Genomic DNA, 605 nt, shown 5'->3' with positions numbered 1-605 from the left:
GCCACGGTTTGCGCCTGCTTCAACAGCGCCGCCGGGCCCACGGCATCACCAGCGGGTGTCTCGCCGGGAGTCGCATAGGCGCTCAGCCACAGGCCGCGCTCGGCGCGCACCGTGCCCCAGGCGTCGGTCCGCAGCTCGAAGCCTTCACCCCGGAAGCTGCCGCGGTAGTTGTCGGCCTGGTGGATCAGGTGGCCGAGGGTCAACTGGGTGGCCGCCTGCGTGGTCGCCAGCTGCAGCCGCAGCTGGCCGTCGCTGTCGTCGAACAGCAGCCGGTTGTGGCCGGATCCGTGCCACTCCTGCGACTGGATGCCCCATAGCGCGCTGGCATTGCGATGGGCGTCGTCGCCAGCGCCCATGCCGTGCCACGGCGGCGCGTGGCCTCCGGCCAGGTTGGCCTGCGCGCTCGGGCCGTGGTCGCTGGCCTGTGCGTACAGGTCAGTACCCGTGGCCGCGGCCTCCTTGCCGCCGGCAGTCGGGGCAACGCCTGCTTCACCCTGACCGTTGTAGAGGGCACCAACAACCACGGGCCGATCGATGTCGCCCTCAAGGAAGGCCACCAGCACTTCCTGTCCCACCCGCGGCAGGAACTGCGCACCCACGCCCGG

Annotated in this window: 1 protein-coding gene; it reads right to left on the bottom strand. The window is 71.4% G+C overall.

Annotated elements, in window-relative coordinates:
- A partial coding sequence (locus ACW7GZ_RS14910) for a type VI secretion system Vgr family protein (RefSeq protein ID WP_457010063.1) occupies positions 1-605 on the bottom strand: 605 nt, incomplete at both ends.

This window comes from Luteimonas sp. A537, assembly GCF_054052065.1.
Note: the sequence above shows the minus strand (reverse complement) of the source record. Positions and strands in the feature narration are given on the sequence as shown.